General features: G+C 64.9%; 19 protein-coding genes. All 19 read right to left on the bottom strand.

What is annotated here, in order from left to right; genetic code table 11:
* Positions 1-18: 18 nt before the first annotated feature.
* Positions 19-921 carry a 4-hydroxy-tetrahydrodipicolinate synthase gene (dapA, locus tag AC5IJH_RS05880; protein WP_491901874.1) on the bottom strand — a complete coding sequence of 301 codons (903 nt, stop codon included), beginning with the start codon at positions 919-921 and terminating at the stop codon, positions 19-21.
* A gap of 57 nt (positions 922-978) precedes the next feature.
* Positions 979-1,659 carry a 4-hydroxy-tetrahydrodipicolinate reductase gene (locus AC5IJH_RS05875; protein ID WP_491901873.1) on the bottom strand — a complete coding sequence of 227 codons (681 nt, stop codon included), beginning with the start codon at positions 1,657-1,659 and terminating at the stop codon, positions 979-981.
* Entirely contained in the window at positions 1,656-3,080 is a 1,425-nt protein-coding gene (gene lysC / locus AC5IJH_RS05870; RefSeq protein WP_491901910.1) for a lysine-sensitive aspartokinase 3, read from the bottom strand. Before lysC ends, AC5IJH_RS05875 begins: the two co-directional genes overlap by 4 nt.
* Positions 3,081-3,091: 11 nt before the next feature.
* Entirely contained in the window at positions 3,092-4,195 is a 1,104-nt protein-coding gene (gene asd, locus AC5IJH_RS05865; protein ID WP_491901872.1) for an aspartate-semialdehyde dehydrogenase, read from the bottom strand.
* 87 nt (positions 4,196-4,282) lie between these two features.
* A complete protein-coding gene (locus tag AC5IJH_RS05860) occupies positions 4,283-5,077 on the bottom strand; it encodes a carboxypeptidase regulatory-like domain-containing protein (RefSeq protein ID WP_491901871.1) in 795 nt (264 codons plus the stop codon).
* Between the two features lie 44 nt (positions 5,078-5,121).
* Positions 5,122-6,138 carry an isocitrate/isopropylmalate dehydrogenase family protein gene (locus AC5IJH_RS05855; RefSeq protein WP_491901870.1) on the bottom strand — a complete coding sequence of 339 codons (1,017 nt, stop codon included), beginning with the start codon at positions 6,136-6,138 and terminating at the stop codon, positions 5,122-5,124.
* 42 nt (positions 6,139-6,180) lie between these two features.
* Positions 6,181-6,699: a transcriptional regulator NrdR gene (nrdR, locus tag AC5IJH_RS05850; protein WP_491901869.1), complete on the bottom strand. Its 519-nt coding sequence runs from the start codon at positions 6,697-6,699 to the stop codon at positions 6,181-6,183.
* 32 nt (positions 6,700-6,731) lie between these two features.
* Positions 6,732-7,775, bottom strand: coding sequence for a lysylphosphatidylglycerol synthase transmembrane domain-containing protein (locus tag AC5IJH_RS05845; protein ID WP_491901868.1), 1,044 nt, complete (start codon positions 7,773-7,775; stop codon positions 6,732-6,734).
* Positions 7,776-7,851: 76 nt separating this feature from the next.
* Positions 7,852-8,592 (bottom strand): lytic transglycosylase domain-containing protein, encoded by a 741-nt coding sequence (locus AC5IJH_RS05840; RefSeq protein WP_491901867.1) that lies wholly within the window; start codon positions 8,590-8,592, stop codon positions 7,852-7,854.
* A gap of 39 nt (positions 8,593-8,631) precedes the next feature.
* Positions 8,632-9,570, bottom strand: a complete 939-nt coding sequence (locus AC5IJH_RS05835; protein ID WP_491901866.1) for an HAD-IIB family hydrolase — start codon at positions 9,568-9,570, stop codon at positions 8,632-8,634.
* 186 nt (positions 9,571-9,756) lie between these two features.
* A complete protein-coding gene (locus AC5IJH_RS05830; RefSeq protein WP_491901865.1) occupies positions 9,757-11,685 on the bottom strand; it encodes an AI-2E family transporter in 1,929 nt (642 codons plus the stop codon).
* A gap of 201 nt (positions 11,686-11,886) precedes the next feature.
* Positions 11,887-14,391: an ABC transporter permease gene (locus tag AC5IJH_RS05825; protein WP_491901864.1), complete on the bottom strand. Its 2,505-nt coding sequence runs from the start codon at positions 14,389-14,391 to the stop codon at positions 11,887-11,889.
* A 134-nt stretch (positions 14,392-14,525) separates the two neighbouring features.
* Positions 14,526-14,777, bottom strand: coding sequence for a hypothetical protein (locus AC5IJH_RS05820; protein ID WP_491901863.1), 252 nt, complete (start codon positions 14,775-14,777; stop codon positions 14,526-14,528).
* Positions 14,778-14,801: 24 nt separating this feature from the next.
* On the bottom strand, positions 14,802-15,467 hold the full coding sequence (locus tag AC5IJH_RS05815; RefSeq protein WP_491901862.1) for a riboflavin synthase: 666 nt from the start codon (positions 15,465-15,467) through the stop codon (positions 14,802-14,804).
* Positions 15,468-15,500: 33 nt separating this feature from the next.
* On the bottom strand, positions 15,501-16,649 hold the full coding sequence (gene ribD / locus AC5IJH_RS05810; RefSeq protein ID WP_491901861.1) for a bifunctional diaminohydroxyphosphoribosylaminopyrimidine deaminase/5-amino-6-(5-phosphoribosylamino)uracil reductase RibD: 1,149 nt from the start codon (positions 16,647-16,649) through the stop codon (positions 15,501-15,503).
* Positions 16,650-16,654: 5 nt separating this feature from the next.
* Positions 16,655-17,620 (bottom strand): signal recognition particle-docking protein FtsY, encoded by a 966-nt coding sequence (gene ftsY, locus AC5IJH_RS05805; protein WP_491901860.1) that lies wholly within the window; start codon positions 17,618-17,620, stop codon positions 16,655-16,657.
* 50 nt (positions 17,621-17,670) lie between these two features.
* On the bottom strand, positions 17,671-18,684 hold the full coding sequence (locus tag AC5IJH_RS05800; RefSeq protein ID WP_491901859.1) for an NAD(P)H-dependent glycerol-3-phosphate dehydrogenase: 1,014 nt from the start codon (positions 18,682-18,684) through the stop codon (positions 17,671-17,673).
* Complete coding sequence (plsY, locus tag AC5IJH_RS05795; RefSeq protein ID WP_491901858.1) at positions 18,681-19,316, bottom strand: glycerol-3-phosphate 1-O-acyltransferase PlsY; 636 nt, start codon at positions 19,314-19,316, stop codon at positions 18,681-18,683. Before plsY ends, AC5IJH_RS05800 begins: the two co-directional genes overlap by 4 nt.
* Before the next feature lie 74 nt (positions 19,317-19,390).
* Complete coding sequence (locus AC5IJH_RS05790; RefSeq protein WP_491901857.1) at positions 19,391-20,662, bottom strand: competence/damage-inducible protein A; 1,272 nt, start codon at positions 20,660-20,662, stop codon at positions 19,391-19,393.
* Positions 20,663-20,714: the final 52 nt, after the last annotated feature.

Raw genomic sequence — 20,714 nt, 5'->3', positions numbered from 1 at the left:
CTCTCTGAGTGTACGGGGTCAGTGCGCGACGGCGACCTTGAGATCGAATGTCGCGATGAGCGCATCCAGCCGGGCCGCGACGGTGGCCGAGGGCGGCACCATCGGCAGCCGCCACACTGGCGCCAGCCGCCCCATGCGCGCGAGTACATGCTTGACGGGCGCGGGGTTGGTCTCCCAGAAGTTGGCGAGCATGAGTGGGTACCAGTGCTGCTGGAGCTGGCGCGCCGTCTTGAAGTCGTTGTCGAGCGCCGCGCCGACCATGGCGTGCATCTCGGACGGGATCTCGTTCGACGCGACCGAGATCAGGCCGGCAGCGCCGATGGCGACCGCTGCCACGGCAAGGTAGTCATCCCCGGCAAAGACGCGCGTGGCTGTGCCGTCGACCGTGTGAATCAGCTCTGTGATCTGCTGCAGGTCGCCGCTCGATTCCTTGATAGCGGCGATATTCGGGCAGGTGCTAACCAGGCAGGCGATGGTCGCGGGCTCGAGGTTCACGGCTGTGCGGCCGGGTACGTTGTAGACAACAAGCGGCAGCTCGACCGCTTCGGCGATTGCACGGAAGTGCTGGAACTGCCCCTCCTGCGTCGGCTTGTTGTAATACGGGCTTGCGGCGAGCAGGGCATGGACGCCGGGGATGGCTGCGGCAGCCTGGGCGCGCTCCACGGCCTCGCGTGTTGCGTTGTGTGTGCAGCCGGCGACGACCGGCACGCGGCCATTGGCGACGCTCGCGACCAGCCGGATCACGTCGAGCGCTTCGCGGTCATTCAGTGTGGCGGTTTCGGCCGTGGAGCCGCAGGCCACGAGGAAGTCGATGCCGCTTGCGATCTGCCACTCGACAAGCTCAGCGAGCGCGTCCGTGTCGATCGTCAGATCCGGCTGGAAAGGGGTGACCAGGGCAGTGCCGCAGCCGCGTAGCTCCATAACCGAGCGAGCATACCATTCGGATGCGAGCGGCGTCTGCCGACGCGGGTCAGTGCCTTATAGCTGGGCGAAGATCTCGCTGAACTCGTAACAGCCGTTGCGCGTACTGATCCATTCCGCCGCGCGAATCGCCCCTTCGGCGAAGCCGCGACGTGAGAACGCCTCGTGCCTGATGGTGATGAGGTCGTTGGCCGAGCGCGCCTGCAGCTCGTGGATGCCGGGGACATCGCCCTCGCGATCGGAGGTGATCGGCGCATCGAGCTCCGGGCCGGCTTCGCGGATCGCCTGCCGCAACGAGAGCGCGGTGCCCGAGGGCGCGTCCTTCTTGCCGACGTGATGCGTCTCATGAATCGAGAGCTCATAGCCGCGGGTGCCAACGGCGAGCTCATGCACCAGCCGCAGCATGACCTGCACACCGACGGAGAAGTTGGTTCCGTACAGCAGGCCGCCATTGCGCCGGTCGCAGAGCTTGCGCATGTCCTGCAGGTGGTCGTACCAGCCGGTGGTGCCGACCACGATCTTCGCGCCGTTCGACAGGCACGCCCGCATATTCGGGATCACGGCTTCGGCGGTGGTGAAGTCGATGACCGCATCGACATGAGCGAGCAGCGGCGGTGTGATCGCGGACGCATTGCGATTCTCTTCTTCGCCGATGACGCGCACACCATGGCCGCGCTCGTGCGCCACGTCGGCGACGATCGATCCGGTCTTACCCCTGCCGAGTATCAGAAAGATCATGCCGCGCCTCCGTTGGCTGTGGTCTGCGCCACTGCTGCAGCCCGTGCTTCGAGGTCGAAGATCACCGGGTCCGGGTCTGCGAAGAAGACCGAATGCAGCGAGCGAATCGCTTCCTCGACATCGTCCTCTTCGATCATGAAGCTCATGTTGATCTCCGACGCACCCTGCGAGATCATCCGCAGGTTGATGTGCCGCAGTGCACCAAACACCTGCGCTGCAATGCCGTTGTGCCCGCGAATATCTTCGCCGACCATGCAGATCAGGGCCTTTCGGCCTTCGTACTTCACGTCGGCAAATTGGCGCAGGTCGGCGGCGATTTCGGGTAACCGCTCGTTCGAATCGACCGTGAGCGAGACGCTGACCTCGGACGTGGACACCATATCGACCGGGCACTTGTGCCGGTCGAAGACATCGAACACTGCTTTCAGATAGCCGTGCGCCATCAGCATCCGGTTGGCGACGACGTCGATGATGGTGAGGCGGCGCTTGGCTGCGATGGATTTGAAGGGACTGCGGCAGTGCGGCGCCAGTGCGGTGATGCGCGTGCCCTCGTTCTCGGGATCGCGTGAGTTGAGCACCAGCACCGGAATATTTTTTTCGACCGCCGGCAGGATGGTGGCCGGATGCAGCACCTTTGCGCCGAAATAGGCGAGCTCTGCCGCCTCCTCGAAGCTGATGGTGCGCACGCGCAATGCATCGGGGCAGATGCGCGGGTCGGTCGTCATGATGCCGTTCACATCGGTCCAGATCTCGATCGCTTCGACGTGCAGCCCGCTGCCGATCAGCGCGGCGCTGTAGTCCGAGCCGCCGCGACCAAGCGTCGTCGTGACGCCTTCTGGCGTGGCGCCGATAAAACCGCCGAGCACCACCACCCGGCCTGCCTGCGCATGCGGCGCGACATGTTGCTGCAGCCGCTGCGCGATCAGCGCGGGCTGGGGCACGGCCTTGGTGTGCTGCGCATCGGTGATGATCGAGGTGCGTGCGTCAACGTGCGTCGCGGCCAGTCCGCCCGCCGCAAACGCCGCCGCGACGATCTGGCTGGACAGCCGCTCGCCGTAGGAGGCAACGAGATCGGTCGAGCGCAGTGTGACCTCGCCGACGGCAGCCAGCCCGCGCAGCAGTTCCTCAAGCGAGTCGAAGTGATCGTCGATCAGTGCGGTAATCGGCGGAAGCGCTCCCGTGGGGATCAACTCTGCTGCCGTCTGATGATGGCGCACGCGCAGGGCGGCGCTGGTGGCCAGTGCGGCGGCCTTGTCTCCGCGGCCTGCGGCGCTGGCTGCCTGCAGCAGTTGGTCGGTCACCTTTGCCATCGCACTCACGACCACCACGGGCTGCAGGCCACGGGAGAGGCGCCCACGCACGATCTCTCCCGTGCGGCGGATCGCGACGGCATCCTCTACGGAGGTGCCACCAAACTTCATCACGACGAGCCTCATGCCGGCACAGCCGTCGTGTTCGCGCTCTGCTCGCGGCTGGCGCGCAGCTTGCCGAGCGATCGCAGCAGCTCTGCATTGAGCAGGGCAGCTCCGGCAGCGCCGCGAATCGTGTTATGCGAGAGCACGGTGAACTTCCAGTCGAAGAGTGCGCAGGGACGCAGCCGGCCCACGCTTGAGGCCATGCCGCGGCCGCGCATGCGATCGAGCCGTGGTTGCGGGCGATCGTCCGCGGTGAGGAACTCGACCGGCTGTGCGGGTGCTGACGGCAGCGCATGAGGGCGCAGCGGCTGAAACTCCTGCCAGGCCGCAATCAGCGCCTCGCGTGTGGCCGGGCTCCGCAGCTTGAGCGAGACGCTCTCGGTGTGGCCATCCTCGACGGCGACGCGGTTGCAGTGCGCGCTCAACTTGGCCGGATAGTGCTCGACGTGGTGGATCGGGGCGGACCCGCGCAGTGAGCCGAGCAGCTTCATCGTCTCCTCGGCCATCTTTTCTTCTTCGCTGCGGATGAAGGGAACCACGTTGCCGAGGATGTCGAGCGACGGCACGCCCGGATAGCCCGCGCCGCTGACCGCCTGCATGGTGGTGACGAAGATGCTCTCGATGCCGAAGCGATCGGCGATCGGCTTCAGCGCGAGCACCAGCCCGATAGCAGAGCAGTTCGGATTGGTGACGATGTAGCCGCCGGACTCGCGACGCCAGCTCTGCTGCTCGATCAATGCGAGGTGGCCGGGGTTGACCTCGGGGATGACGAGCGGCACATCGGGATGCATGCGGAATGCGCTCGAGTTCGAAATCACAGCGCAACTCGCCTGCGCGAACAGCGGCTCGAGTTCGCGTGCGATGTCCGTATCGAGTGCGGCGAAGATCACCGCAGGCGCGCCGTCCGGCGTTGCCGGCAAGAGCGGCAGATCGCGCACTGCTTCCGGAATGGACGTGTCCAGCTTCCAGCGGACAGCGTCTTCATAGCGGCGGCCGGTGGAGCGATCGCTCGCCGCAAGCCACGTGACCTCGAAGAAGGGGTGCCCGTCCAGCAGCTGAATGAATCGCTGCCCGACGGTGCCGGTTGCGCCGAGGATGCCTACCTTCAGTCGTTCTGCCATGGGCCTCTTCGCTGTGCTGCGTGTCCGGATATTCTAGCGAACACTGCGCCGCAGTCAGCAGAAGAGAGCCGCGAACGATACTGCTGGCTACTTCACGGCGAAGGTGAAGTCAGTGGTCGCAGCCGCGTGCGGGCCGACGGTGACGGTCGCGTGCTGCGTCCCGAGCTTCTCCTGCACCGCGACCAGCGTGTACTTGCCGGGCGGTAGACCCTGGATCGTGAAGTGGCCATCCGGACCGCTGACCGCGAAGAATGGATTGGGTGCGATGTTGAGAAACGCCTCCATCCACGGGTGATTGTTGCAGCGCACCGGAATTAGCATCTCCGGCTTGCTGAACGCATGCTGGATCGTGCCCGCGTTCGGCGGCTGCGACACATCGAAGGCCTGATTGCCGCCGATGGTCGGCTGCATGTGCACGTTGTGCATTGTCGGGTCGGAGTTGCGGAACTCGATCGGCTGGCCCACCATGGCGGCCAGTACATGCGGCACGTAGCGGCAGCCTTTCTGATCGAGCACGGCCGGCTCGGTCGGCGCAGGGTAGATCCTGTTGCCCAGACCGTCCTCGACATACACGTATACGTTGGCGAGCTTGCCCTTGTCCGCGACGATCTGCTCGGTCAGGTTCTTTCCTTCGGGGCTCATCGCGCATGCGGGGTCCTGCGCCATGTCGATTTCGATCCGCTCCGGCACTTTACCGGTCACGTGGACGGTCCCGTTGATGGTGCCCGCGTTCGCCGGGTCGATATGCGCATTCACGGCGTGCGTGTCGGAAGACGGCGCAGCTCCGCCGGAGACCTGTTTCTTGCAACCGGCGCTGGCGAGCAGTGTGCAGCAGAGCGCGAGCGAGAAGGCGCGCGAAATGTTGGAGTAGGAGTGGGTCACGGTCATTCCTCGGCAGTTCAATGCGGATGTGGTCTGGTTCGGGTTCAGAGCGCAGCGAGCACAGCGTTGGCGAATTCCTGTGTCCCTGCGGTGCCGCCCACGTCTCGGGTGAGCGACGTCTTCTCCGAGTACACCTTGTCAAGCGCAGCCTGCACGCGTTCCGCAGCCGCGGTTTCGTCAATGTGGTGCAGCATCAGGATCGCGGATTGCAGCAGCGCGGTCGGGTTTGCCTTGTCCTGTCCGGCGATGTCCGGCGCTGAACCATGCACTGCCTCGAACAGGGCGCAGCTCTCGCCTAGGTTAGCGCTCGGCACCAGCCCCAGGCCGCCGACGAATGCGGCGCACAGATCGCTCACGATGTCACCGTACAGATTCGGCAGCAGCAGCATGTCGTACTGGTACGGATTCATCACCAGCTGCATGCACGTGTTGTCGACGATGTGCTCGGCGTACGTGACCTCTGGAAAATCCTTCGCGATGTTGCGCGCGCAGCGCAGAAACAGGCCGTCGGACATCTTCATGATGTTGGCCTTGTGGATGGCGTGCACCTTCTTGCGGCCGTGCTTGCGCGCATATTCGAAGGTGAACTTCGCGATGCGTGTGGACGCCTTCTCGGTCACGATCTTCAGCGATTCGACAACACCCGGCACGACTTCGTGCTCGAGGCCGACGTAGAGATCCTCTGTGTTCTCGCGCACGATCACCAGGTCCACACCAGGGTAGCGGCTCTCGAGACCAGGCAGATTGCGGATGGGCCGAAAGTTGGCGTAGAGCTCGAACTTCTGGCGCAGCGTGACATTGATGGACGAGAAGCCCCCGCCGATGGGCGTCGTCACCGGCCCCTTCAACGCGACGCGATTCCGCTCGATCGACGCATAGAGCTCCTGCGGGATGTACTCCTTGGTGCGCTCGAATGCCTCTGCGCCAACCGCGAAGCTCTCCCACTGAAACGACGCGCCGGTGGCTTTGCCAGCCGCTTCAAGAATGCGAACGACTGCGTTCGTAACCTCGGGACCGATGCCGTCCCCCGGAATGAGCGTGATGGTGTGCTGTTTGGGCATGTTCTTCCTTGTGAATCGGTCTCTCTGTTTGCGTTGTGCGGATCAGGCGAGCGGGCGCTGCGGTCTGCGCGGAGCCGGCTCCGGCGTACGCCGTTTCGCGTTCTGGTCCTTTGCGTTCAGCAACTGCTCGAGCTCTTCCTTGAATTCGCGCACGTCGGTGAAGTCGCGATACACGCTGGCGAACCGAATGTACGCAACGGTGTCGATGGCCTTCAGCCGGTTCATGATCAGCTCGCCGATCTCGTGCGTCTTGCGCTCGCGCTCCGGCGAGTCGACGAGAAATGTCTCCGCCTCATCGACGATCTTCTCGAGCTGGTCGGGCGTGAAGGGACGCTTGCGGCAGGCGAGCAGCAGTCCGCTCAGCACCTTGTGGCGCTCGAACCGCTCGCGCCGTCCATCCTTCTTGACCACCATGTACGGGATTTCGTCGATGCGCTCGTAGGTGGTGAAGCGCTTCTCACAGCGCTCACACTCGCGGCGTCTTCGGATGGCATCTGCGTCCTTGCTCTCGCGCGAATCGACAACTCGGTCCTGCGCGAAGCCGCAGTAGGGGCACTTCATAGCTAGTTCCACGATACCAGCCGTGGCTGCGGCTATGCCTCTGCGCCGAGCTCCTCTGCTTCCTGCTCCGATTCCTCCGAGACCTGGCGCAGCGAGACGTGTTCGAAGCGCGACCAGATCAGGCCGACCGGAATGATGCACAGAAAGGTCACGAAGGTGAGCCCGGTCCCGCACGCCAGCGCCGGCTCTGCATGCACGCCAAAGATCTGCTGCATCGCCTGCTGCAGCACCAGGATCTGCGCAAACCAGCTCACGATCGGAATCGGGACGACGGATCCGGCCATGCTCGCCGCCATCAGGACTACAGAGCGGGCCAGCGTCATGGAGCTCAGCACGGGCGAGCCGATGAAGGCGCGCACGGTAGCGAGGTATGCGCCCGAGATCATCACCCACATCAGCAGGGACAGACCGGCGCCCTGCAGCAGTGCTGCGGGAGACGAGACCGCGTTCAAGCCTTCCTTGAAGCCCCGTACCTTGTTCGCGAACGCAGCGCCGAGCTTGTGCGGGAAGCGTGTCTCGGCAAAACGGGCCATGCTTTCGCCGGAGAGCCGGATAGCGACCGCAAACACGATCAGCACGAGTGATGCGAGCAGCGCGCCGCGTGCGACGTTGATGGCGATCTGCTTATGCGGCAGCGTCGCGCGATCCGGGGCGAGCAGCAGCGCGAGCGAAAAGATGATCGCCATCGAGCTCGCGTCGAACATACGCTCGACCGTGTAGATGGCCACCTGCAGCGCAATCGGCAACTGTGTGCGCCGCGCGACCAGGTAGGGCCTTGTCAGGTCCGCCACGCGGCCGAGCAGCGCGACCGCGGTAAAGCCGATCACCTGCGTGCCCAGCAGATAGAGGGGAGGAAAGCGCCGCGTGGGGCGCAGAAACACGGTCCAACGCACGGCGCGCACGACATACGCCAGATAGATCAGCGCGACGCCGAGCACGATATTCGTCCAGCGGACGTGATGCACCTGTTCTGCCAGTACGCCCCAGCGGAAGTGCGTGCGATGGCTGGCGTACACCAGCAGGGCGAGTGTGACGAGGACGGCGGCCGCCGTCAGAAGAATCTGCCTGGACTTCACGACGCGGGCTCCCAATGTGGCTCGAAGGCGATGCGGTTGCGGGTTGCGGAAATGGAGAAGCCGCGAGTCCGGCAGATCACTTGCCTGCGGCAGTGACAGTCGCGGCTGCGGCGATCAACCCTGCGTTGCTGCGACCCTGCGTCGCCTTACGCTGGTTGAAGTCGCGGATGATGCGCGCGACATAGGCCCGCGTCTCGCGGAACGGCGGAATGCCGTGGTACTTGTCGACCGCTGCCGGCCCGGCGTTGTACGCGGCCAGCGCGAGCGCGAGGTTGTCGTGGTAGCGAACGAGCAGATCGTTGAGATACTGCGTGCCGCCGTTGATGTTATCTTCGGCGCGGAAGCTGTCCTGCACGCCCAGGTCGCCGGCGGTGGAGGGCATCAACTGCATCAGCCCACGCGCACCGGCGCGGCTTACCGCATGCACGTTGCCGTTGCTCTCGGCGCGGATCACGCTCGCGAGCAGGTCCACATCCAAATCATGCGCACGGCCTGCCTTGGCCGTCATCTCACGGATTTCTGCGGGAGTGGGGTCGGCGACCGGCGTCAGCGAGACGGGCTGAGCTGCTGGTTGGGGAGCAGGCAGTTCCATCGGCTCGCTGCTAACGATGTCCTGCGGGCTGACCTCGACAAAGCTCACGTCGGCGGCCGTCAGGTAGAGCCGGACGCGATCGCCAACGACCTCGCGGTGATCGCAGATCAGGTCGAAGCCGTCGCGCAGAAGGATATGCTCGGCGCCCAGCAATGGCACTGCCGCAGCCCCCAAAACACTGGCCCCAAGCACAATACGGCGCGCGACCTGGAGGTATCCCGGCACCCCGTTAGGCTACCATGCAGGCCCGGACCGCCGCCCGGGCTAACTACGGGTTGCGACGGCCTTTTCTGGCTGAGGCAAGTCTTTGATCGCGTCCCCGGTCAGCGGCTCGATCAGGGCTTCAATCAGCGGCTCGATGATCGAAGCAACGCCATCCTGGTCATTGGTATGCGTCACGGTCCAGCCATTCTGCCGCGCGATGTTCTGCATGGCATTGCCAGCGTTGCCCATCAGCACGGCATGTCCGGCGTACTCGAGCATGCTCTGGTCGTTGAAGTTGTCGCCAATGGCCATGATCTCGTGCGCTGCGATGCCGAGCGAACCAGCGTAGTCCGCGAGCGCATGGGCCTTGGAGCAGCCGGGCGGCAGCAGGTCCAGGATCGCGAGATCGCGCTCCTCGTATTCGGTGCGATGCATGGTGATGTGCCGGGAGACTGGATCACCGGCGAGCATCTGCTGCGCGGCGTGGACACTCGGCAGATCGCCGCAGAGCATGCCCTGGATCGGCTCCTCACCGTCGTCGAAGGCGCGCTCCAGTGGGGCGATCTCTTCGATGTCGTCCTGGTTGGCCTGCACCCAGGCGGTGATGCGCTGGTGCAGCGAACGGACGTTTTCGACCACAAGCGAGGCCCGCTGGACGCGATCGAAGGTGAAGACCATGGTCTGGCCGAACGGCCGCAGCGCAATGCACAGCGCGCGTGCGCTTTCGACTGGGAGCAGGGTGCGGCGAATCAGGTCGCCATTGAAGGAGCGCACCACGGAGCCGTTGGAGGAGATCATGACGGAGCAGGGCGAAAGCCCGATCTGCTCGAGCACCGGCTCGGCGTACTGGTGGCGACGGCCGGTGGCGATCACGATGTGCAGTCCGGCGGCCTGCGCCCTCTGCAGTGCGTGCCGGTTACGTTCGCTGATCTTGGTGCCTGAGGAGGGGAGGAGTGTTCCATCGATGTCGATGGCCACCAGCCGAACGCGCGAGGGCATACCTTAAGTGTAGCCCGCGGCTTCGGCGAACAGGTCATGCCATGAAAAGTGAAACGGACAGACAGCAAGCAGTGCAGGCGGACGGGGAGGCTTTGCCCTCTGCCCCTGAAGTTCATCCGGCGCCTGAGCCAGAGCGTGATCGCCGGGGCATTCCGCTGCCTCTGCGTCAGCGCGTGGGCGGCATCATCACTCCGCAGTGACGCGCTGCAGTGCGAGCGCTTCTTCCTCGTCGGTGCTGCAGCTCTCCCACTCGGCGATCTGCAGCATCGCGCTCTCCAGGTTCGTGACCACGCGGTCCGGATGCGCGCTGCCGAAGCGCTCCTGCATCAGCTGTCCGTTCTGGTTTGACTGCCAGAGGCCGATCAGGATGCGGTTGTGCGGCAGGTGCTCGCGGATGCGCTGACACAGCGCGCGGGTCTGCGCGAAGACAAACGGCGGCAGCGCCGATACGCAAAGAATCGTGGCTGGATCCTGCGCCAGCCGCTCCATAACCTCTGGCGTGAGCGAATCGTTGGACAGCAGCAGGGTGTGGTACTGATCGCGCTCGAGCAACTGGGCGAGTGCGACCGCGGTGAGTTCGTCGGCCTGGTCGCCCACCGGGACGCAGATCACTGCGCAGCCTTTGGCCTGCAGCTCCTCGCCATGTTTCACGACGGCTGTGCCTGGCTTGGGGGCAGGCTTGTAGTCGCTCAGCTCGGCGACAAGTTCGGTAGCGCTCAACAGCAGATAGTTGCTGCGCGCCTCGTCGAGCGAGCCGCGATGGCGATCCTGCTCGATTAAAGCCAGCGCTGGCAACAGCACGACGTCGTAGAACTCTGTCAGCGACTGCTGCTCAAGGAAACGATCGGCAATGGCACGCGCCTCGTTCAGATCCATCGCCAGCAGGCGTTCGTAAAATTTCGCCTCGGGTGAGAGCTGCGCCTCATCCCCAAGCAGCACATGCAGAAACCGGAGTTGCGGCACGTGTCGGCCCATCACAATCAGGCAGACCGTGAGCGGGGTGGCCAGCACCAGGCCGGGCAGCCCCCATAACAGGCTCCAGAAGATCGCGGACGCCAGCAGCGCCAGCGCAGACACGCCAATGCGCGAGCCGTAGAGGATCGGCTCGACGAAGTTGGCGGTAAGGATTTCGAGTGGCGCATAGAGCGCGAGAATTTCAAATGCCGGCCGCCAGTCCGGAAAGATGGCGATGGCAAACAGCACTGGCAGCAGGCCGCCGACGGCGGTTCCCACATAGGGGATGTACCGCATGATGGCGGCGAGCGTTCCCCACAGGGTCGCATCGGGCACACCGATGAAGCGCAGGCCCAGTCCGAACAACAGGCCGAAGCTGACGTTGACTAGGAACTGCCAGACCAGGTAGGTGCTGATGCGATCGGCGGCATCACGCAGCGCCTGCGTCATCAGGCTGAGGCGCCCCATGCCGGCCAGCAGCAGCATGCGATTGCGCAGGTCTTCGCGGTTCATCAGCATGTAGATCGTGAAGATCAGCACGATCCCGCCAACGGCGAGTGGTCCGAGGATAGGCGAGAAGAAGTCCTGCAGCTCGCGCGTGACCGGCGGCGGCGGCTCGATGATCTCCACCTGCGTGGGCTGCTGCGGTGTGGTAGGGGGCGCGGCGACGGAGCCGGTGGTCGTGCGCATGCGACGGTGCCGCACGCCGGGCAGCGTTGGCTCAGCCGGCGCCGGGTTCAGGACCGTCTCGCGATTTGAGAGCTGCTGCGCCATGGTTTCGAGCGAGCGCAGCGTGCGTCCGGCCGCCCCGCCAATGGGTGAGTGCAGGCGGTTCAGTTTGGACTGGATGTTCTCGCGGTAGTCGGGCAGCATCTCCGCGACGTGCAGCACCTGCCGCGTCACCACCCAGCCGGTCACGGCGAGTCCGCTGAAAAAGATGAGGATGACGAGCACGACGGCCGGCGCACGGCCCAGCCGCAGCTTCTCCAGGCGGGTGACGGCGGGCGAGAGCAGGAAGTTGAGCACCAGCGCGAAGGCGAGTGGGACCAGCAGCTCACGCGCAAAGTAGAGCGTGAGGATGACCAGCCCGACCAGCAGCAACGGCTCGCTGGCCAGAAAGCCACCGCGCTGCCGATTGGGAACTGCGGATCGAAGCTGCATGCCTACCCCTGGGGCGCGTCATGCTGCTGCGCCGGGAACCGTGGACCGCCGAAACTGCGGATGAGATGACGGAGCCCGGGATTCGGCTGTGCGGAGTCGCCAGCCGATGCGCCGCCGCACCGCTCTTCATCATATGCAGCACGACGGCGGTACGGGCGGGCATTTCGCGATGCGTGAGTTACGGAGTGGTCAGGGGCGGCATCATTCGTAGCGCAGCGCACGCATCGGCTCGACCGAGGCCGCCCGCCACGTGGGGACTGCGGAGGCGACCAGCGCCACCGTCGCGACCAGCAGGGTGACGGCTCCGTAGGTGAGCGGGTCAGCCGCCTGCACTCCGAACAGCACTGTTCCTGCAAGTCGGGCGAGCGCCCAGGCGATTGGCAGCGCCAGGACAATACTGATGCCGACGAGCTTCAGTGTCTCCAGCATCAGGAGCCGCGCTACCGCCGGGCGGCTGGCGCCCAGGGCCATCCGCACGCCAATCTCCCGCGTGCGCTGCACCGTGTCATAGGCGAGCACACCGTAGAGACCCACTGCCGACATAAGCGCGGCAAGCAGGCCGAAGCTGGTCGCCAGCAGGGCCAGCGTGCGCTCCTCGACGAGCACCGTATCGATCTGCACGTCCATGGTTTGCAGTGACGCAAGAGCCAGCCGAGAGTCGAGCTGCTGCATGGTCTGCCGCACCGTGTTCATCATCGCGTCAGGGTTGGCAGAGGTACGCAGAATGAAGGTCAGGCCGCGCGGACTCTGCTGCAGGTAGGGAACTATGACGCGTCCGTCGATCGACCGACGCAGGTCGACGTGGCGGATGTCGTCGAACACGCCCACGACCGTACGGGGTTCGTCGTCGATCGTAAAACTGCGTCCAATTGCGTTCTGCACGCTGCCGTAATAGCGAACGGCGGCGCTTCGGCTCATCAGCCCGACGGGTGTGGTCTTCTGGCGATCCGAGTCGTTCAGGTCCCGTCCGGCGAGTAGCCGAGCGCCAATGGTGTTTAAGTAGCCACCCATAGCGGTCGAATATTCGACCTGGTTGTCGGTCTTGGCGGCGGGCTTGTAACCGTCAACCTTGATGCCAGCGCGTTCGTTGTTGTTCGCCAACTCCGGGTCATCCGTCGCGCTGACTGACTGGACCCCGGAAAGCGCCGCGAGCGTCTGCGCGATGCGTTGGTCGAGACTGTAGACCTGATCGGTCTGGTAGCCGGCGAGCCGCGGGTCCACGGAGAAGGACACGAGATGGTCAGCGCGGAAACCCAGATCCTCCGCCCGCATGTTGGTCACCGTGCGCAGGAAGAGACCAGCCCCGGCCAGCAGGAGCACGCTGATCGCGATCTGCAGGCCGACCGACGCGCGACGCACCAGCAGCGCCTTGCCGGACACGGTCGTGTTCTGCTGCTTGAGCGCGGGCAGCAGGTTTGGCCGCCAGAACTGCAGAGCCGGAGCGAGGCTGAAGAGCAAGCTGGTGGCCAGCGTGATCGCGATGGTGATCAGCAGGATGCGCGTGTCGACTGCAGCGGAGTACGGTGCATCGCCGGGCGAGATGCCCTGGATGCGGCGGATGAGTAGCGCGGTTACCGGATGCGCCAGCAGCAGCCCGAGGCCCCCGCCGATCAGGCCGAGGAGCAGCCCCTCGACGAGCAATTGCTGCAGGATGCCCTCACGCTTCGCGCCGAGCGCATAACGAACAGACATCTCGCGCGTACGCGCTGCCGCCCGCACCAGCAGCAGGCTGCCGACGTTTGCGCAGGCCATCAGGAGTACGAGCACCGCCATGCCCATCAGTACCTTGATCGGTGTACTGAGCTGCTCGCGCAGTGGCGAGAAGCCCGTGGCGCCAGCTTGCAGCTCCATATGCGCGCGGTCGATGAACCCTGCGCGGCTGCTCGCAGACTGGTCCTGCTGATATGTGAAGTCGCGAACGCGCTCGGCATGCCATGTCGGCTGGAGCGCAGCGGATGCCTGCTGCATCGTCACGCCTGGTGCCAGACGCGCCACGATGTTTACCCAGCGCGAGTTGTAGTTGTCGAGATCATCCCAGTCCGGCGTGATCGCCGGCTTCATCATCATGGGAACGAACAGATCCGTGGTTTCGCCGGCACTCACGCTGTGAAAGCGCTGGGGCGCCACGCCCACAATGGTGAACGGATGACCGTTGATCTGAATGCCGCGGCCGATCACGTCTGCATTGCCGCCGAACTGGCGTTGCCAATAGCCATAGCTCAGCATCGCGACCGGCGAACCGAGTTTGCTGCGATCGTCCGAGGGCGCGAGCGTGCGTCCCGCGACCGCGGGCACGCCGAGCACCTGGAAGTAGTTGCCGCTGACCAGCTCCGCCGTGGCCAAGTCACTGCGGTCGTGCCAGACCACGCCGACCGTGTTCTCGGGCCAGGAGGCGATCAGCCCGGTAAAGATGCGGCTGGTGTTGTCGCGCAGATACGTGTACGCCGGGTAGCTGAGGTAGTCATCGATGTCGCTGCCGTGGGCGCTGATCCGGCCTCGAAAGCTGCCACCCTGCTCACGCACGCGCACCAACTCCTCCGGATGGGAGACCGGCAGAGACCGCAGTAGCACCTGATCGAAGAGCGTGAAGATCGAGGTGGTGGCGCCGACGCCGAGCGCCAGAACGGCGAGCACCGTCACGGTGAACACAGGCGTCTTGCGGAACTGGCGAAGCGCGAAGCGAAGATCGGCAAAGAGTCGGAACATGAGCAGGTCAGATCTCCTGCTCCATTTAAAAGCATGCACAGGGCCAGCCCGGCATGGTCGATTAGTGTGAGGTGAATCAGCAGCTTGCGGCCAAGGGCAGCCGCGCACTCGTGTCCGGAATCAGGGTCGAGTGTTCAGGACCGGACAACGAGGTGGGCGTGTGGAGTCAGAGCCGGAGACATGTCGGGACCCACTTCGGGGAGCAGCAGGCGCAGCTCGCTCTGGCGTCCCTGGCGGATCTCACTGTTCGCGTGCGGCCGCGCATAGAACAGCATGTAGATCATCAGCAGGATGCAGACAAACCCGACCAGCACGAGGCCGAGGAAGCAAGTCACCTTGCGTTTGTCGATCCCGTCGCGCCTTCCGTTGTAGCTGACAGTATCCATCGCTGAAGCTGTGATGTTGATTTGTCAATAACCGTTGGCGATGAGCCAGCCAAGTGTCAGCGAGTCTGTGGAACGCTTGTGGTGCTGCGCTGCGTGACGCAGCAGCACATCTGCCTCGAGGTTCAGCAGGTCACCCACCGTGTGATTACGCAAGTTCGTGGACTGGTAAGTGTGCGGGATGATCGCGACGCCGAGCCGCGCCCCGTCCCAGCGCGCGACAGTGAGGCTGATGCCCTCGATCGCGATCGAACCCTTCTCGACCACATAGGGCGCGACTGCGGGCGGCACTTCGATCTCGAGCCACCAGTCGGTCGTCTCACTGCCCGGCGTGATGGCGCGCAACTCCACCAGCCGCCCGACTCCATCGACGTGCCCTTGGACGACGTGGCCGCCCAGCGGCGTACCAGCGGGCGTGGGCAGCTCGAGATTGACGGCGGTGCCCGGCGCAAGCTGGCTGAGTGAGGTGCGGCGCACAGTCTCTTCCGCAAGATCGGCTTCGAAACGGCCGAGTGCGCCGTTGGCTCCGGCGTCGATGGCAAGCGCGGTCAGGCACACGCCGCTCACGGCAATGCTGTCGCCCGTGTGCAGCCGCGCCGCGAGTTCCGGGGCAGCGATGGCGATACGGGTGGTGCCGTTGCGCGGCTCCAGGCTGAGGATGGAGCCGGTCTCCTGGATCAGGCCGGTGAACATAGCTCCTAGCCTATCTCGCCTGCAGATGCATTGCTAAATCCAAGGATCGCGATAGTAGCCGGTGAGCAGCAGATCGTCACCGAGCTGCTCGGTCGTCCGGCGTTGCAGGGCCGGCAGGCTGGGCGGTTCGCCTTCCAACATCGGCACCGCACGCGAGCCGAGATAGCGAGGCGCCTCAAACAAATACAGCTTGCTGACGAGGCCCGAGTCCAGCGCGGCACGGTTCAGCCGCGCTCCGCCTTCGATCAACAGGCTCGTGATATCCCGCTGGCCCAGCTGGTCGAGCAGCGCGCGGAGCGAGATGCCGCCCTCCTGCTGTGCTTCGAGGAGCAGCACTCGCGCGCCCCGCGCTTCGAGGGCCGCTCGCCGCTCTGCATCTTCGCTGCGTGTGACCACGAGCAGGTCGTCGTCGGCGTTCTGGAGCAGCTTCGCGTCGGGCGGGAGGCGCAACTGCGAATCGAGCACGATGCGCAGCAGTGGTCGCCGCCTCGGGCGTTCGCTGCGATCGGTCAGCCGTGGATCGTCGGCCAGCACCGTGCCGATGCCCGTGAGCAGCGCATCGTGCGCATGACGGAGCTCCTGCACGCGCGCATGCGCGGCTTCGCCGGTGATCGCGACCGAGGTACGCTCCGGCTGCTCTGCTGGAGCGATGCGGCCGTCCAGAGTGGCTGCGATCTTCAGTGACACGAACGGCTGGTGCGTGCGAATGAAGTGAGCGAAGGCATCGTTCAGCGTGCGGGCGTGCGCTGCGAGCACGCCCGCTTCCGTGCTCACGCCGCCGGCCTCAAGCATCGCGAAGCCGCGGCCCGAAACCGCTGGGTTGGGATCGCGGGTCGCCGCCACTACGCGCGTTACACCGGCTTCGAGCAATGCTCGTGCGCATGGGCCGGTGCGGCCGTAGTGACTGCAGGGCTCGAGCGTGACATACGCCGTAGAGCCGCGCGCGGCTTCGCCGGCCTGTTTCAGCGCGACGATCTCCGCATGATCGCGCGTCGCGTACTGGTGATAGCCCTCGCCTACAGCAGCGCCGTCGCGTACCAGCACGCAACCGACGGTCGGGTTCGGTGACGTGAGACCCACCCCAAGGCGCGCCAACTCGAGCGCGCGCTCCATCCATTGCTGGTCTTCCATGCTCTGTGGAGCGAGGTTCTTCGGGGCAGAACCTGCGTCGGGCTCAGTCATGCCGTTCAGGCGCCAAGCAGGGAATCGGTGAACGCGGCGCTGTCAAACGGCAGCAGGTCTTCAAGCTTCTCGCCGACACCGACAAAGCGGACGGGCAACTGCAGCTCACGTGCGATCGCGACCGCGACGCCGCCCTTCGCGGTGCCGTCTAGTTTGGTGAGCACGATCCCGGTCACGCCTGCGGCCTCGATAAACAGCTTTGCCTGCTGCATCCCGTTCTGCCCGGTGGTCGCGTCCATCACCAGCAGCACCTCGTGCGGCGCGTCGGGAATGAAGCGCTGCGTGGTGCGCCGCATCTTGTCGAGTTCTTTCATCAAGTCGTTCTTGGTATGCAGACGGCCGGCCGTATCGACCAGCAGCACATCCGTCTTGCGCGACTTCGCTGCATTCAGCGCATCGAAGAGGACCGCCGACGGATCGCCGCCCTGCTTCGTCTTGATGATCTCGACGCCGGTACGCTGTCCCCAGATCTCAAGCTGCTCGATGGCCGCAGCGCGGAACGTGTCCGCCGCGCACAGCAGGACGGTCTTGCCCATGCGGCGATACCACGCTGCTAACTTTCCGCTGGTCGTCGTCTTGCCGGTGCCGTTGACGCCGACGAGAAGGATCACCTCCGGAGGCGTTTCGACTACGCGTGGCGGCTGTGTGTATGCGTCGAGGATGGCCTTGATCTCTGCGCGGAGCAGTTGCTTCAGTTCGGCGCCATCGCGGATCTGGTGCTTCAGCGCGCGTTCGCGGAGCGCGGTCAGGATCTCCTGCGCCGTGGTCACGCCGAGGTCGGCCGCGATCAGGCTCATCTCGAGATCGTCGAGCGCCTTGTCGTCAATCTCGACCGTGAGCGAGACGATCTCTTCCAGCTGCTGCGACAGATTCTCGCGCGTGCGTGTGACTGCCTCGCGCATGCGGTCGAAAAAGCCGCGCTTTTTGGGCTCTTCTGCTTCTTTCAGGCTGCCGAACAGGGTCTGGATCATGAGGCGTATCTCAGTTCCCAGTGTAGATCAGCGGCTGAGATGCACCTGAATCAGGCGCTCTCTTCGCGCCCCGGACGGCGCATCAGCTCGGGAACGGCTTCGCGCGGGCTGCGGCCCTGGTGCAGGATGGCATCGACCTGCTCGGTGATGGGCATTTCAATTCCATGCTCAGCGGCCAGGCCGAGCGCGGCACGCGTCGTCTCGACGCCTTCGGCGACCTTGCCGCCCATGCTGGCCAATATGTCGCTGAGACTGCGACCTTTACCTAGCTCCACCCCGACCTGCCGGTTCCGGGAGAGACCTCCGGTTGCGGTCAGAACCAGGTCGCCCAGCCCTGCGAGTCCGGCCATGGTCTCGCGGCGGCCGCCGCAGGCTACGGCGAGGCGGGTGATCTCCGCCACACCACGCGTGATCAGCGCGGCTGCGCTGTTGTGCCCCAGGCCAAGCCCCTCGACCATACCCGTGGCGATGGCGATCACGTTCTTGAGCGCACCGCCGAGCTCGACGCCGATGACATCGTCACTCGTGTAAAGCCGCAGCGCGGGGCCGGAGAGCGCGTCCTGGAGCCGTGTTGCGGTCGCGTTGTCAGCGCAGGCGATCGTCATCGCCGTGGGTTGGCCGGCAGCCACCTCCTGCGCGAATGATGGACCGCTGAGCACACCGCACGATGGCGCAGCAGGCCCGAGCGCCTGCGCGATTACCTGGCTGATGCGTAGATGTTGATCGCCCGCGCTGACGACGCCCTTGGTCGCGCTCACGAGGACTGCGTTCTCCGCAAAGTGCGGCTGCATCGCCCGATAAAGCGCAGCCACATGCGTGGACGGCATCACGCCAAGCACGATCTCGGCACCGGCCAGGGCATCGCCGAGGTTGGCCGTCGCGCGCACGGCATGCGGGACAGGATGGCCGGGCAGATACTGCCGGTTCTCGCGATGGCTGCCGATGCTCTCAGCAACGGACGACGTGTGCGACCACAACGTGATCGCGTGATCACCACGCCGGGCAAGTGAGATGGCCAGCGCAGTGCCCCAGGCGCCGCTGCCGATGATCGCGATCCGGCTCAAGCGGCGGCGGCCTTGGATCGACCGAAGCGATACTCCGTCCCTGCGAGCAGCCGGCGGATGTTCGCGTGGTGCTTCCCAATGACGAGCAGAGGCAGCGCGACCATGGCCGCGATCATCGCAGGGGCGAGCGCATGCCGGGTCAGCAACAGCATTGCAATCGGGAAGACGAGTGCTGCGAGGATGGACGCGAGTGAGACATACCTGCTGAGCGCGAAGACCACGATGAACGTGAGCAGTGCGATGCCCGCCGCGAGTGGTGCGATGCCGAGGAAGACACCGAAGCCGGTCGCCACGCCCTTGCCGCCCTTGAAGCGCAGCCACACGGTGTAGATGTGGCCGAGCACCGCGCAAATTGCCGCGGCTGCCGCGAACGTCTGTGCCTGCGGCTGCGATAGATGGGCGTGCAGCGCAATCTGCCAGCCTGCAATCACTGCTACGAATCCCTTCGCCGCATCGAGCAGGAAGGTCAACGCGCCCAGCCCCTTGTTGCCGGACCGGATCACGTTCGTGGCACCGATGTTGCCGCTGCCCTTCTCGCGTATGTCTTCATTGCGGAAGACGCGCACCAGCACGAGGCCGAATGGAATCGAGCCTAGCAGGTAAGCCAGCACGCAGGTGAGAAGGAGGAGCATGAGGTCGGATCGAGTGTAGCGCGAGCCAGGCTCCATCGAGCGCCGTTGAGAGCGACTCCTCAGGTTCCTCCCGGCTAGGAGTTGCTGCCCATCAACTGCCGGCGCACCAGGTCGAGTGCTGCCTGTGCGCTCCATGTCCGGACGCGCTCGCGTATGCCATCCGCCGTCAGCCCGCCAAAGTTACGCTCGACGACCTCGATCTCCTTGCCGTGCGCCACGGCGATGTAGACAAGCCCCACGGGCTTTTCTTCCGTGCCGCCGCCCGGCCCGGCGATGCCGGTCACGCCAAGTCCAGTCGTTGCGCCGGTCTGCTTGCGGATGCCGTCCGCCATCGCCTTGGCAACCTCGGGGCTGACGGCGCCATGCTGCTCGATCAGCTTCGGATCCACACCAGCGAACTTCGTCTTCAGTTCGTTCGAATAGACGATCGCTCCGCCGAAAAACGTGCGCGAGGCGCCAGGAATGCTGGTCAGCCGCTGCGCGACTAAGCCCCCCGTGCAGCTCTCAGCCACAGCCAGTGTGGCCTGCTTCATGCCCAGGTAGAGCAGCACGATCTCCTCTAGCGATTCACCCTGCGTCGAGTAGATCAGCTCATCCAGCTCTTCTTCGATCTTGCCGGCCAGTTCGTCGACGCGCGCCTGCGCGAATTCGAGCGTGGGTTTCTCGCAGATCAGGTTCAGCTGAATGTCACCGCCGTGCGCAAGGATGGTCGTCTCGACATCGGGGTAGTGCTTGTAGATGGGCGCGATGCGCGCGTCGCATGCGGACTCGCCGATCATCGCGGCCTTCATCGTGCGCTTCGCGATGTAATGGGCGGGCAGCACCTCACGCAGGCGCGGCACGCATTCGGTGTCGAAGATCGGCTTGAGCTCCTTGGGCGGCCCGGGCAGCAGCATCAGGATCTTGCGGTGACCGCCATAGACCGTATCCAGCCACTGCGCTGGTGCGGTGCCATTCGCGTTCGGGACGACGTGTGCGCCTTCGAGCACATCGGCCTGCTGTGCGTTGTTTTCGGTCATGCTCATACGTCGCGCGGCGAAGCGCTTGTAGAGCTCGGCCACGATATCGGCATTGCGACGGATGTGGATGCCCATGGCTTCGGCGACGGCCTGGCGGGTCAGGTCATCCTGCGTGGGGCCGAGCCCGCCCATGATGACGACGATGTCCACGCGCTGCGCAGCCGTGCGGATTGCCGCGACCAGGTGCTCCATGCGGTCGCCCACCGTGGTCTTGAAAGCGACGTTGACCCCGAGCTCGTTGAGCCGCTCGGTCACGTACAGCGAGTTGGTGTCCTGACGATAGGGCGTCAGCATCTCCGAGCCGACGGCAATGGTCTCTGCGAGCATGCGGGTGTAGGTACCTTCCGATGGAGTGCTGCCGGCGGCTGCGGCATGAAAT

It is taken from the genome of Candidatus Dedyshia acidiphila (genome assembly GCF_051025295.1).
GTDB lineage: Bacteria > Acidobacteriota > Terriglobia > Terriglobales > Acidobacteriaceae > KBS-83.
The sequence above is the reverse complement of the archived record's forward strand: the minus strand, read 5'-3'. Positions and strand labels throughout refer to the sequence as shown.